The sequence below is a fragment of the Litorimonas sp. RW-G-Af-16 genome, from assembly GCF_048319245.1.
In the GTDB taxonomy this organism is placed as follows: domain Bacteria; phylum Pseudomonadota; class Alphaproteobacteria; order Caulobacterales; family Maricaulaceae; genus Litorimonas.
In genome coordinates this window covers 1,845,484-1,858,496 of record NZ_CP166993.1, presented here as the reverse complement: position 1 = coordinate 1,858,496, position 13,013 = coordinate 1,845,484, and the positions used below count along the sequence as shown (strand labels likewise).

Annotated in this window: 10 protein-coding genes; all 10 read left to right on the top strand. The window is 53.0% G+C overall.

The window, feature by feature from the left end; all coding sequences use genetic code 11:
- Positions 1-52 precede the first annotated feature (52 nt).
- The 10 genes from AB8615_RS09160 (at position 53) to AB8615_RS09115 (ending at position 12,954) form a co-directional block, all read left to right on the top strand.
- Positions 53-784: a hypothetical protein gene (locus tag AB8615_RS09160; protein WP_409432295.1), complete on the top strand. Its 732-nt coding sequence runs from the start codon at positions 53-55 to the stop codon at positions 782-784.
- A gap of 157 nt (positions 785-941) precedes the next feature.
- Entirely contained in the window at positions 942-1,271 is a 330-nt protein-coding gene (gene clpS / locus AB8615_RS09155; protein WP_409434092.1) for an ATP-dependent Clp protease adapter ClpS, read from the top strand.
- 37 nt (positions 1,272-1,308) lie between these two features.
- Positions 1,309-3,639 (top strand): ATP-dependent Clp protease ATP-binding subunit ClpA, encoded by a 2,331-nt coding sequence (gene clpA, locus AB8615_RS09150; protein ID WP_409432294.1) that lies wholly within the window; start codon positions 1,309-1,311, stop codon positions 3,637-3,639.
- A 177-nt stretch (positions 3,640-3,816) separates the two neighbouring features.
- On the top strand, positions 3,817-4,491 hold the full coding sequence (locus AB8615_RS09145; protein ID WP_409432293.1) for a head GIN domain-containing protein: 675 nt from the start codon (positions 3,817-3,819) through the stop codon (positions 4,489-4,491).
- A gap of 153 nt (positions 4,492-4,644) precedes the next feature.
- Positions 4,645-7,089: a hypothetical protein gene (locus AB8615_RS09140; protein WP_418152267.1), complete on the top strand. Its 2,445-nt coding sequence runs from the start codon at positions 4,645-4,647 to the stop codon at positions 7,087-7,089.
- The gene (locus AB8615_RS09135) at positions 7,082-7,735 is read left to right on the top strand and encodes a TonB family protein (protein ID WP_418152265.1); all 654 of its coding nucleotides are present in this window, start codon (positions 7,082-7,084) and stop codon (positions 7,733-7,735) included. Before AB8615_RS09140 ends, AB8615_RS09135 begins: the two co-directional genes overlap by 8 nt.
- A gap of 52 nt (positions 7,736-7,787) precedes the next feature.
- Complete coding sequence (gene gloB, locus AB8615_RS09130; RefSeq protein WP_409432291.1) at positions 7,788-8,519, top strand: hydroxyacylglutathione hydrolase; 732 nt, start codon at positions 7,788-7,790, stop codon at positions 8,517-8,519.
- A 105-nt stretch (positions 8,520-8,624) separates the two neighbouring features.
- Positions 8,625-10,253 (top strand): hypothetical protein, encoded by a 1,629-nt coding sequence (locus tag AB8615_RS09125; protein ID WP_409432290.1) that lies wholly within the window; start codon positions 8,625-8,627, stop codon positions 10,251-10,253.
- A 359-nt stretch (positions 10,254-10,612) separates the two neighbouring features.
- On the top strand, positions 10,613-12,406 hold the full coding sequence (locus AB8615_RS09120; protein ID WP_409432289.1) for a long-chain-acyl-CoA synthetase: 1,794 nt from the start codon (positions 10,613-10,615) through the stop codon (positions 12,404-12,406).
- 11 nt (positions 12,407-12,417) lie between these two features.
- The gene (locus AB8615_RS09115; RefSeq protein ID WP_418152262.1) at positions 12,418-12,954 is read left to right on the top strand and encodes a DUF924 family protein; all 537 of its coding nucleotides are present in this window, start codon (positions 12,418-12,420) and stop codon (positions 12,952-12,954) included.
- Positions 12,955-13,013 lie beyond the last annotated feature (59 nt).

The window sequence follows — 13,013 nt, the reverse complement described above, 5'->3', positions numbered from 1 at the left end:
GCCGCGCGCAACATGGTCTGCTGATACGGTCAGAAGTCTTTAACTATGGTTAATGGCTGTTAAGCTATTGCACTCCGCCAACTTGCTATTGGAAGTAAACGCATTAAGGTCATTTACAATTAGAACTCTAAAGGATGACCCCATGCAAAAGTTACCTGCTACATTTTTAGGCCTCTGCGCATTGGCGATGAGCGGCCAAGTATTTGCACAGGATTTCGACATTGCGGGCGTGAAGCTCGGTATGACGCCAGAGCAGGCTGAAGCGGCCGTCACAGATAAAGGTTTTGAGCAGAAAGGTGGTCCATATGGACCATATATCGTCAACGGCATCAGTTTTGAGCAGTCTGTGAAAGAAAAACTTGGCGAAGATCTTCCGCGGAGGCCACGGGGTGCCATCGCAGCTATGTTGTTTGCTAAAGGTGAACGAGAAGAGGTTTCAATCTCATTCTTGTCTTACCCCAGTGGTGAATATGTGAATGGCGTCAACTATTTCATTTTTGATGATACTTTGACGCAAGACGTGTTTTTTAAAAAGGCCATTTCAAAATACGGGGAAGCCGAACCTGAGCCACTAAGAAATGGCGGTCAAATTTGGATAGGTGAGCCAGAAATGTCGATTGACGGTATTCAATCGTCTGAGTCGTTAGAATCAGAGGGCAGTGACGGCGATTACAGTCTTACCTTATCGCAAGAGATCAATAATGATGATTTTCAGGCTGCCTTGAAAAAGGCGGTAGACGCCGCTCTCCCTAAATCTAAAAAGCCTGTTGAAACATCATTTTAGGCTGGATCGTAGCGTAATTATCAAAGCTGCGCGCGCGGCACATCGCCAATAACTCACAAGCTAGTCGCGATTGTCGCAAGTCTGCCCCTTTTAATGTGGCGTAATAATACATAGCTTAGGAGCTATGATGGAATCGCTATTTTATTTGGAAATCACGATGTCTGATCCGGAGAAGGGGGACGAGAACGCTCCACCGGAACGCGGCGTTGCCACCAAAGAGCGGACGCAGACGAAAAAGCCGTCCATGTATCGCGTACTGCTGATGAATGATGACTACACGCCGATGGAGTTTGTGGTCTCTATCCTCATGGGGATTTTCAAGAAAACATCCGAAGAAGCGACACAAATAATGCTCAACGTGCATCAGACCGGAATTGGCACGTGCGGCGTATATACCTTTGAAGTCGCAGAAACCAAAGTGGCGCAGGTGATGGACGCGGCAAAACGCGCACAACACCCGCTGCAATGCACACTTGAAAAAACATGAGAGCGTTCCGACATATCTCTTTCGAAAGGAAACTATAATGGCATCATTTTCTCCTGTCTTAGAAGAGACCATTCACCGTGCGCTCACGCTTGCTACGGACAGAAAACATGAATTGGCAACGCTGGAGCATTTATTGCTGGCCTTGCTAGACGACAAAGATGCGGCCGCCGTTATCACAGCGTGCGATGTCGACATTGCGCCTCTGCGCGCGGACGTCGAGCGCTATCTTGATGAAGAGCTGGCCTCGCTAGTTGTCGAAGATTTTGAAGAAGCCCGTCCAACGGCGGGCTTTCACCGCGTCATTCAACGCGCCGTTATTCACGTCCAAAGCTCTGGGCGCGAAGAAGTAACGGGCGCGAATGCGTTGGTTGCGCTATTTGCAGAACGCGAGAGCCACGCTGTCTACTTCCTGCAAGAACGGGATATGACGCGCTATGACGCGGTCAATTATATCAGCCATGGTATCAGCAAGAATGGCGATGCCTCCGTGTCTAAGCCGATCCAAGGGTCTGGCCCTGATGGCGATAGCGAAGAAGCGAAGCAAAAAGATCCGCTGAAAGAATTCACGGTCAACCTCAACCAAAAAGCCAAAGAAGGGGATATTGATCCGCTGATTGGCCGCGATGATGAGGTTGAGCGCTGCATCATGGTGCTATCGCGCCGCCGCAAGAATAACCCGCTGCTCGTGGGTGATCCTGGCGTTGGTAAGACGGCCATTGCTGAGGGTATTGCCCGCCGTATCGTGAATGAGAAAGTGCCTGATGTGTTGAAAGACGCGACGATTTTCTCACTTGATATGGGTGCATTGCTGGCGGGTACGCGCTACCGTGGTGACTTTGAAGAGCGGTTGAAGGCCGTCATGAACAAGTTGCAGGACACGCCCGGCGCGATTCTCTTTATTGACGAGATCCATACGATCATTGGCGCTGGTGCGACCTCTGGCGGAGCGATGGACGCGTCTAACTTGCTCAAGCCCGCTTTGCAGTCGGGTAAGCTGCGTTGCATGGGGTCCACGACCTATAAGGAATACCGCCAGCATTTTGAGAAAGACCGTGCGCTATCACGTCGCTTCCTCAAGATTGATGTCGGTGAACCGACGTCGGAAGATGCCGTGAAAATCCTGATGGGTCTCAAGTCATATTTCGAGGAATTCCACGATGTGAAATACACGAATGAAGCTGTGCAAGGCGCGGTCGATTTATCTGTGCGACACATCACTGACCGCAAACTGCCTGACAAAGCCATCGATATTATCGACGAGGCTGGGGCTCGCACAAAGCTGGTTGAGGAAAAGAAGCGCAATAAGAAGATTGGGATTAAAGAGATCGAATCCGTGATTGCGAAGATCGCTCGCATCCCGCCAAAATCTATTTCTCGCGATGACGAGAAGGCGCTCAAGTCTCTGCCAATGGACCTCAAACGGGTCGTGTTCGGTCAAGATAACGCGATTGAGCAAGTTGCGGCAGCCGTGAAACTCGCCCGTGCAGGTTTGCGTGAGCCGAATAAGCCGATTGGCTCTTATTTGTTTGCGGGTCCAACGGGCGTGGGTAAAACCGAAGTTGCGCGGCAGCTTGCTATGACGCAAGGCTTGGAGCTTCTGCGCTTTGACATGTCCGAATATATGGAGCGTCATACCGTGTCGCGCTTGATCGGGGCGCCTCCTGGCTATGTCGGTTATGATCAAGGTGGTCTTCTGACGGATCAAGTCAATCAGAACCCGCACAGCGTGTTGCTGCTCGATGAAATCGAGAAGGCGCATCCTGACATCTACAATATTTTATTGCAGGTGATGGATAATGGCTTCCTGACAGACGCCAATGGCCGCAAAGTCGATTTCCGCAATGTCATCATTATTATGACGACCAATGCGGGCGCGGCGGACGCTGCGAAGGCTGAAATTGGCTTTGGTCGTGGGTTGAAAGAGGACGAGCAGAGCGAAGCGATCAAGCGTCGTTTCACGCCTGAATTCCGTAATCGCCTCGACGCTATTGTCGCCTTCGCGCCGCTCTCTCCGAGCGATATTGCGAAGGTCGTCGATAAGTTCGTGATCCAGCTCGAAGCTCAACTGTCTGAGCGGAAGATCGAATTCGAACTGTCCAAAGGTGCCAATACTTGGCTCGCGAATAAAGGCTATGATAAGCGCTATGGCGCGCGTCCGCTGGGCCGTGCGATCCAAGAATATATCAAGAAGCCGCTCGCGGATGAAATCTTGTTTGGCAAGCTGAAAACAGGCGGCTTGGTCAAAGTGGGTGTCGATAAGAAGAAAGAAAACCTCACCTTCAAAATCGTCCCGCCCGCCAAGCAAAAGTTAGAAGGCCCGTCCAAAGGCAAAGGACTACCAAGTCCAAGCCCCAAAGCTGACGCTTAGGCTTAGCCCACAATATTAAAACCTAAACCCGCCCCTGAGTGATCTGGCGGCGGGTTTTTTATTTTTGAAACGTCTACTTCAAGCACATGAATAGATGAGATATTATTGTTTTTCGATAATTATCTTGACTCTCGACGGCCTTTCCTTATTGATAATCAATAATAAAAGGAGAGTTCTATGTTTTTTGCTAAATCCCTGCTTGCCGCTGCAGCCATGACCACGGCTTTGATGGCCGTGCCTATAGCTGCCCAAGCTCATGACACAAATGAGGCGCCCGAAAATTTGCAGGTGCATGATCTCAAAGACTTCGATAAAATTGAAGTGTCAGGCGTCTATCATATCGATGTTAAAATCGGCGAGACGTTTTCTGTGACGACATCTGGCGCTGATAAGGAAGTCAAATTCATGGATGTGCGCCAAGAGGGTGACACACTTGTGCTGGGCACGAAAGAGAAGAAGAAAAACTGGAATATGGGCGACCGCCAGGAGGTCTTCGCCGAAATCACTTTGCCCAGCCTCACTAGCCTCGACGTCGCTGGAATTGCAGTGGGCGATGTGACGGGTTTGGTCGATGCAGAGTTAGACCTCGATATTGCTGGGATAACGGAGCTGACTTTAAGCGGAAGCTGTCAGTCTATGACGCTGGATATGGCGGGGATCGGCGAAGTGAATGCGCAGGATTTGACCTGTCGCGACGTAACAGTGGATTTGGCCGGCATGGGCGAAGCCAATGTTTATGCGTCCGAGTCCGTTGATGCCGACGCCGCAGGCATGGGACAAATAACAGTCTATGGCTCGCCAAAATCTGTCAAAAAGGATTCAAATTTCATGGCGTCTGTAAAGATTAAGTAACGCCATTTTTCATTGTGCGGCTCATGCTCGTAATGGTCCCTAAATCTATATCTTGTGGATGATTTGTAAGTTATCCACAATTTGTAGTGTATACTCTTGCCTAAGTGATGAAGTTTTGTCTTTGTGTCCCTGCTTATTCTTAGGGGACGCACCATGGGCCAGACGCCTTCCACATCATCATCTACTACACCCGCCATGTCGCAAGTCGCGGGGCATCACCGCCTGCGACTCTCCCAATCGATGGAGGCCAGCCAGATATTGGTTAAGCTCTCCAAAACAACACCAGGGAGCGATACGACTTATTGGCTGTCCCCCGTAGGTTGGTCATTGGACGAAAAAGGGACATTGCTGGATTGCGTCCAAAAGGATGGTGGGACTGAACTGGAAATCCCAAGCGAATTTGCCCGCGACATTGCTGTGGGTGACAGAGTAAAACTTCATTCGCCAGAACTCGCGCTGACCCACACATTAAGCTGGGCAGAGGTGACTCTGCAGCCCGAAGATGTGGCTCTAAAATCCGAAACCGCTGAGGCTGGCAAAGGCTTGCTCTCTCGCTTCGCCCGCAAAACCGTTGCGCCTGTCCCATCAAATGCGTCTGAAACGGAAATTCGCGCGGCAGAAGCTAAGCGCATGGCCGAAAACTATAAAGCAAAAATGGACGCGGCCTCGGCGGCGAAAGAGGAAGCGCAACGCAAAGCGCTGGCTGCGGCGAAAGAGGCAGAAGCGGCGTTGCAAATGGAAATGGCGCGGATCGCCGAGATGGAACATGCGGCCCGCGCTTTTGAAGAAGCAGAGAAGCTGCAGCAAGACGAAATGCGCCGTGTCGCTGAAGAACAACGCATTGAAGCCGAGCGTCAGGCAGAAGAACAGCGCCGTATCGAAGCGGCCCGCGCTCGTGAATTGGCGGCGCGCAAGGCAGCGGAACGTGCGGCAGCGATTAAACGCTACCAAGCAGCGATTGATGTGACGGAGAATGAAAAGCAGACTTTGGCGCTGCGCCTCGACACGTTGCTGACAGACGCCAATGTCGCGCGCGAGGCCACAGCGCAACGCGAGGCCAGTGTTGAGAAAATACACGAAACCGAGGCGAAGCTTTCTGATCTGGCAGAGAAAAAAGCGGCTGTCTTGGACAAAGCAAAAGCGAATTTAAACGCGGCCGAAACTGAACTCGACCTGGCGACACGTCGTGCAACGGATGTAAAGGCGCAGCACGAAACGCTCGATACGCGTTTATTTAGCGCCGAAACTGCCTATCACGACGCCCAACGCGCTGCCGAAGCGGCGATTGCTATGGCCGCGATGAAGAAGGAAGCGTGGGAAGACCTCAAGCTAGAAAAGACAGATATTGAGGCCGCATTGGCGCGCACAGGATCAGCATTTGATGATCAACTCGCTGCCAAGCAAGCGCAATATGCTATCACGCAACGCCACGAGGCGGAGTTTGAAAACGTGTCGCTAAAGCTGTCCTCTACCCGCGAGCAACTTGAAACTCTGCGCCTCGAGGCCAAGCAAGCGGACGAGACCGCGCAATCGCTTGAAATTCAAATTGAGGCAACGCGTCAGGCGATTGAGGACTTATCCAATCGCGCCGCAGATCACCGCACAAGTGTATCGAAATTGATGGCAGGAGAAGACCCGTCGACCTTAGCCGAAATCTCTGAGCTGACAGCGGGCGAGTCAGATGCCCTGACCGGCGGGCCGTCAATGAAATTAAAGCTACGCTCGCCCTCCGCCTTGGCGCAGCCGACAGCCACAAAAGTCTTTCCCATCGACGATACGCCGTCCTTACATACACGGTTTGGGGAGAAAATCGCGGGGTTCAGCCTGCCGAAAATTTCTCCAAAATTATCTGCGCCAGATATGAAGATGCCGCATATTACCATGCCCGATATTGACTTGCCAAAGGTGTCACAGAAGCAGGGCGTCGGGTTGCTTGCTATAGCTGTTGTGATCGGTGCTGGGTCGATCATGGCCTATAGCGCGTCTAACCGTCCAGCCTCTATAACCTTGGCTGCGACGGAAAAAGCGGCTCCCATGGACGTTGCGAGTGCCGTGGCGAAAGCGGCTCCCATCGCGCCAGTGGTGGAGGCCCCCGCATCAGTCATTGAAACTTCCGCGGCGCTTGCCAATGAGATCGCGCCCGAAGCGGCCGAAGTGAAAACTGCAGATATTGAGTCAGACATTAAGACTGCCACAGCTGAAATTCCAAAGCCTGAAAAGACAGCCGAGTTAATCGTGCCTCGCCCAAAAATCAGCGTTGCTAAACCTATCGCGCCATCGCCGAAAATTGATGCGTCTACCCCGAAAGCGAAAGCTGCACCCGCGCCGGAAATCACTCCGGAAGTTGTGATAATAGAAACACCCCAAGTTGAGGCCAAAGTCGCCAACAATGAAGTTGCCAACAATGAGGAGGCCGACGCTCCCACGAATTACCCTGAACTAACGAGCGATGTGCAGACGCGCTTGGCGACACTCGGCATGTATTCAGGCGACATCAATGGGGAGCAAACGCCTGACACGCTCGCCGCTATTCGCGAGTTTAAGACGCTATTCGGACTTGAAGAGAGATACAGAGATTTCGGGCGAGTTTTTGCGTGAGCTCAGATCTGCGGGACTGGCTGAGCCTGCTATAACCGAGCAAGCTATGTTCGCCGCGCCAGAGCCGATTGCGCCAGTCGTCCAAAGTGCAGCGCTAGACTTACCGACGACGTTGGACACGTCTGCGATGGGCGGTGAGGTTTATCCCGCTCCGACAACCGCCGTTATCATTGATACGCTGCCCGCCACGGTAGCGCCTGCCTATATTCAGCCGAGCGAACCTGCTGCGGCGACAATCACCGAGCCCGCACCTGAACCTGTCGTAGAAACCGCTATGGCAACGATGATTACGCCGCCTTCGACGATAGACCCTGTCACGATAGAGCCCGAAGCTGCGCCTGTCGTTGAGCCTGTCATCGTCATGCCAAAGCTTTTGAATACGGCATCCATAAGCTATCCCAGAATTGCGGCAAAGCGCGGGATTTGGGAAAATGTCGAAGTCAAAATTGGCTACGATATAGATGCAAACGGGAAGACACAAAATGTACGCGTGATCGATAACAGCTATGATGGTCGCTATTCAGACGCATTTGGGACAGAAGCGCGAGACACTATAGAGCGACTGGAGTTCTCACCCCGCACGATTGACGGTGTGGCTGTGGACACCGTTGAAAACGTCAAGACTGTCAAGTTTCGCGCCGAATAGCGCCTATATTTCGTCGCGTTGAAGTATAGGTTATTTCGGCGTAGGCTAAGGCATGACGTCAGACCTCCAAATCGCACTCTTCCCCTGCTTGCAGGATAATTACGGCTTGTTGATCCATGATCCGCAATCGGGCGAGACAGCTGCGATTGATACGCCAGACTCTCAAGAGATTTTGCGGCAGTGCCAGTCGCGCGGCTGGACGCTGACTGACATTTGGAACACGCATCATCACTGGGATCACACAGGCGGCAATCTCGCGCTGAAAGAGAGCCACAATGTCCGCATAACTGGCCCGAATATGATGGAGGGCCGTATTCCAGGCCTCGATCGCGGCGTGGGCGAGGGGGACGAATTTACGCTCGGCACATATAGGGTCGAGGTGATGCACACGCCCGGGCACACACTGGATCATATTATTTTTTATGTTCCTGACGCGCAGGCGGCCTTTGTCGGCGATACGATTTTCGTCATGGGCTGCGGGCGGTTATTTGAAGGCTCGCCCGCGCAAATGCATGATAGCCTTGCCAAGATCATGGCTCTGCCAGACGATACCGCGCTGTATTGTGCGCATGAATATACGTTATCGAACGCCAAATTCGCACGTCATGTCGAGCCAAATAATGCGGCGATGGCAGCCGCGCAGCGGGCGGCGCAAGCGTTACGCGATAAAGGCACGCCAACTGTGCCGACGACTGTGGCTGCGGAACGCGCGACTAATCCATTCATTACGGCGGGTAGCGCCGATGAGTTGGGCCGTCGCCGCGCCCTAAAAGACCAGTTTTAGCGTTTCCACGCGTTCAGATGCTCCTTGCGGGCAGCTATCTATATGTGAACGGCATGTTAACGGCGCTTTCAGCTTGGCATCAGCTTTGCTATGCTAACAGACAGTATGACCTATATAACACCCCTTCGTGCCGGTTTATTCGCGGCGTTTCTTTCCCTCACTACAGCGATGGCTAGCCCCGCGCTCGCGCAAAGCCTCAGCCAGTTGCCAGGCGAGAACGCTGGCGCGACTATGCCCGACCTCTCGCCAAGTCAGATTGCGCAGGACGTCACGGCGCAAATCAATAACCGCACAGGTGAACGAGAATTCGTTGCTCCGACCTTTGATCCTTTCGAGGAAGATGCGAGCATGGCGGGCTCTGCTAGCTTGCGGTCAATCAATTCCGCTGTGTCGATTGACGGGCAGCCATTATCCAATGGGGCTGTCTTGGATTTGGGCTTTTATTACAATTCCAAAAGCAATGACCCGTTTGATGTGCGCGGTATAGAAGACGTGGCCTTCCTTTCTGGCGAGTTCGCTTCTGTTGTTCGACGCGATAATCGCGTGCTGGAATGTTCGTCCAATGTGAACCGCACAGTGTATAATCATAGCGCATATTACGCGCCCAGTTTGGCGCTGAGTTTTTATCGGCCTTACCGCCATTACCGTGGCCATTACGGCTATGGCATATCGCACAGACCTGTTTATCGCCGTGGCTTTGGTGCTGGATATCGTGATGGATGGCGTCGTCGTCCGACCTCTCGCCGTGGGCATGGGAGTGATGGATTTTTAGGTATTTCGCGCCGCCGCGACCGTGATCATGATGATGTACGCCGCCGCCGCGACCGCGATGGGGACGGCGTTGAGCGCCGCAGACGTGACCGAGATGGTGACGACGTCCGCCGTCGTCGTGACCGCGATGGCGATGAGGGCGTTGAGCGCCGCCGCCGTGACCGTGATGGTGATGAAGTTCGCCGTCGGCGCGACCGAGAGGGCGATGTAGGTGTAGAGCGCCGCCGCCGTGATCGGGACGGAGACGGCACACGTCGCACGCCGCGCACGGACAGACCTGTCATTGACCGTCGTCGCCGCACGACTGAAACAGACACACCGCGTCGGTCAGGTTTAGGCGTAAGTCCGCGTCCTCGCACAGCCACGCCGACGCCTGAACGTCGTCCACGCGTTGAGCGTCCGAGCCGCCCTGAGCGTACGGCAACACCGCGTCCTGAGCGTACACCCCGTCCAGAGCGCACATCCCGTCCAGAGCGGACATCGCGAACAAAGACAAAGTCGCGCAGTAACCCTGTCAGCCGCCCGCGATCAACGGAGCGTGTGAAGGGTCGGTCAGCACGGAATGACCCGCGTAACTTAAACTTCTTCCCGAATGAATATGGGTATGGAGGTCGCGAAGTCGTCACATCTGTGAACACTGATTGCGCTCGCGAAGAAGTGCTGAGCGTCTTTATTCCAGCGGAACGGCTCGACGCGGCGCGCTTTGACGGTATGACTGTGATCGCTTTGGATCGGTCAGGGCAGGAATATCCCGTCTTTGTGCCGCCCAATTACATCGAAGGCTTCCGCATTGCGCAGTCTGGTTTTGTCGGTGGTCGGAGCATTGCCCCGAATACGTCAGCGCCGATCTACCGTGCGCCGACCTATCAGCCGCCGATCACGGCCGCCTGTCCAGCGGGGACGGTGCTACAGCCTGACAATACATGCCTGCAAACATCAGGTGTTGTGTCACGCTACCCGTAAAGTCCCAAGACTGTCCCGTTTCGGGGCAGGTCATTGCTTGAACTGGGTCTGATCTGCGCCTGATCTGGCACGCTTCGGATAAATGTCGCCTAACTCGGGTAAAATGACCAGAGATTCACTTGGCACGTGCATTGCAAATGATATGACGAACCTCGAGAGGCATCTCATGTTCCCACGTTGCCATCCGAATTACTCCCTCGGATAGCGACATATTTAGTCAATTATAAAACCCTGCTTCCTCCCAGTGGCAGGGTTTTTTCTTGGCCGTTCTCCATCAGCTTTGCTTGACCTCCTACCCCATGCCAGTATTGTTTCGTCGTAATTCACCCGCGTAAAACACAAAAAAATAGAGGCGTATCATGGGCTTGCTGACAACGATCAAACGCGAATTTAAATTCGTGAGCGGGCTCCTGCGCATGTTGCGGGCTGTGAAATCCGTAGATGCCCAGAGCAATCACCTTATTGCAGATGAATTGGAAATGCGCGTCGATGCGTATGGGCCCAATGTCGCTTTTATCGAGGGCGATCGCCAATGGACGTATGACGAATTTGAAACCTATGCCAATCGCGTCGCCGCTTGGGCGCTGGATCAAGGCTTAAAACCTAATGACACCGTCGCCATTTTTGTACGCAACCGCCTTGAATATATCGCGCTATGGTTTGGCCTGTCGAAAGTCGCGGTTGTGCCAGCTTTGCTGAATTTCCAACTGGCAGGGTCGGCCTTGGCGCATTGCGTCAATATCTCTGACGCCAAGCACATCATTTTGGATCACGAAATGGTGGATCAGTGGGAGGACGCGAAAAGCGATGTGACCACAGACCTCCATGTCTGGGCTGCATTTGGCGAGTTGGACGGGATCGATAGCTTTGACGCCGCCATTTCTACGCAAGTTCCCTCCCGCCCTGCAAAATCTATCCGCAAAGGTCTGAAAGCGGGCGAGCAGGCGATGAAGATGTTCACATCTGGCACAACGGGTATGCCCAAAGCCGCAAAAGTCACTCATGTGCGGGCGCAGAATTACATGCGCGGTATCGGAACGGGCGCACATACAACGGCCAAAGACCGCATGTTCCTCGTCTTGCCGATGTATCACGCGACGGGCGGCTTGGTCGGGGCAGGGGCCGTATTGACCCACGGCGGCGCGGTTATCGTCTGTCCAAAATTTTCTGCGACGAAGTTTTGGGACGAGGCTGTCCATCACGGCGCGACTATGTTTACCTATGTCGGCGAGCTATGCCGTTTCCTGTTGTCCACCCCACCCCACCCGCTGGAGCGGGCGCATAAAATTGAGTGGATTGTCGGCAATGGATTGCGTCCCGAAGTCTGGGAAGGCTTCGTCAAGCGCTTTAATATTCCGCACGTTATTGAATTTTACGGCGCGACAGAGGGGAATGTTAGCCTGATCAATCTGGACGGTCCCGTTGGCGCAGTGGGGCGTGTGCCGAATTACCTGAAATTCAAATTTAATATTGATATTATCCGATATGATGTTGAGACAGGTCAGAACCCGCGCGCTGCCGACGGTTTTTGCATCGCAACGGAGCCCAATGAAATCGGCGAAATGATTGGGGAAATTCGCACGGATGATCCGCGCTTTCGCTTTGACGGCTATGAGACCAAAGAGGCGACGCAGAAGAAAATTCTGCGCAACGTGTTCAAGAAAGGTGATGCGTGGTTCCGCACGGGCGACCTGATGAAACGCGATGCGCTCGGCTATTATTATTTCATGGACCGCGTGGGCGACACCTATCGTTGGAAGGCGGAAAATGTTGCCACGGGCGAAGTGGCAGCGGTGCTATCCAGCTTTCCGGGCGTGACGCAGGCTAATGTCTACGGCGTCGATGTGCAGGGCTATGACGGCCGCGCGGGGATGGCCGCGATTGTGTCGGAGACAGCGCCAGATTTGGCTGCGCTCAAGTCTTTGGTCGATAAAGAATTGCCACATTATGCGCGGCCTGTCTTCCTGCGCCTGTCGCGAGAATCAGACACAACTAGCACATTTAAGTTTAAGAAAACCAATCTCGTCAAAGCGGGTTTTGATCCTGAAAAAGTCGATGAGCCTATGTATTATTGCAACCCCCAAACGGGGGCATATGAGCCTTTGGACAAAACTGTTTTTGACACAATTATGTCCGGCGAAACGCGGTTATAAAGTAGATGGTTTTGCCAGCTGACATTTTAGACTTCTGGTTTGATCCCGCGCATAAGTCGAAATTATTTAATTCCGATGACGCTTTCGATGCCGAGATACGGTCGCGCTTTGAAGGGACCGCCATCGGGTTAGCTTCAGGTCAAATGATATGGGAGGAGAGCGCGGAGGAGATGCTCGCCAAGATTATTTGCCTCGATCAATTTCCACGAAATATGTATCGAGGTACCAAGGCAGCGTTTGCATGGGACGGCCTCGCGCTGGCGCAATCGGTTGTCATGGTCGATAAGGGTTGGGATTTAAAAATCGATCAATCGCGCCGCTCATTTATCTATATGCCGTTTATGCATGCGGAAGATATTGTGGCACAAAATCGCTGCGTGAGTTTGGTTGATAGTCGGCTGGACGATGCCAATACACTGCACCATGCAAAGGAGCATCAGAAAGTCATTGCCCGCTTTGGCCGCTTCCCCCACCGCAATAAAATACTCGGACGAAACAGCACGGCGGAGGAGATCGCGTTCTTGAAGAGTGGAGGCTATACCCCTTGAAAACATTGAATAAATTTTTAGTCGATGATACCGAAACTCTAAATATCTCTAGTCGTTTT